The sequence below is a fragment of the Streptomyces sp. MB09-02B genome (assembly GCF_033794485.1).
GTDB lineage: Bacteria > Actinomycetota > Actinomycetes > Streptomycetales > Streptomycetaceae > Streptomyces.
The window spans coordinates 1-616 of sequence record NZ_JARGEE010000995.1; the positions used below are offsets into that span (position 1 = coordinate 1).

Here is a 616-nt window from a genome sequence, read left to right on the forward strand (position 1 = left end):
AGTTCGCGCAGGCGGTGCTGGACGCGGGCCTGATCTGGATCGGCCCGCCGCCGCAGGCCATCCGGGACCTGGGTGACAAGGTGGCGGCCCGTCACATCGCCCAGCGCGCCGGCGCCCCGCTGGTCGCGGGCACCCCCGACCCGGTGAGCGGCGCCGACGAGGTCGTCGCCTTCGCCCGCGAGCACGGCCTGCCGATCGCGATCAAGGCCGCCTTCGGCGGCGGCGGCCGCGGCCTGAAGGTCGCCCGCACCCTTCAGGAGGTCCCCGAGCTGTACGACTCCGCCGTCCGCGAGGCCGTCGCCGCGTTCGGCCGGGGCGAGTGCTTCGTGGAGCGCTACCTCGACAAGCCCCGCCACGTCGAGACCCAGTGCCTGGCCGACACCCACGGCAACGTCGTCGTCGTCTCCACCCGCGACTGCTCCCTGCAGCGCCGCCACCAGAAACTCGTCGAGGAGGCCCCGGCCCCCTTCCTGTCCCAGGCGCAGAACGCCGAGCTGTACGCGGCCTCGAAGGCGATCCTGAAGGAGGCCGGCTACGTCGGCGCCGGCACGGTGGAGTTCCTCGTCGGCGTGGACGGCACGATCTCCTTCCTGGAGGTCAACACCCGCCTGCAGGT

1 protein-coding gene is annotated in these 616 nt (G+C 73.4%); it reads left to right on the forward strand.

Annotation, left to right across the window (positions count from 1 at the left end):
* Positions 1-616 (forward strand): ATP-grasp domain-containing protein (locus P1P70_RS45530; RefSeq protein WP_319248474.1); only part of this gene is annotated, 616 nt, incomplete at both ends.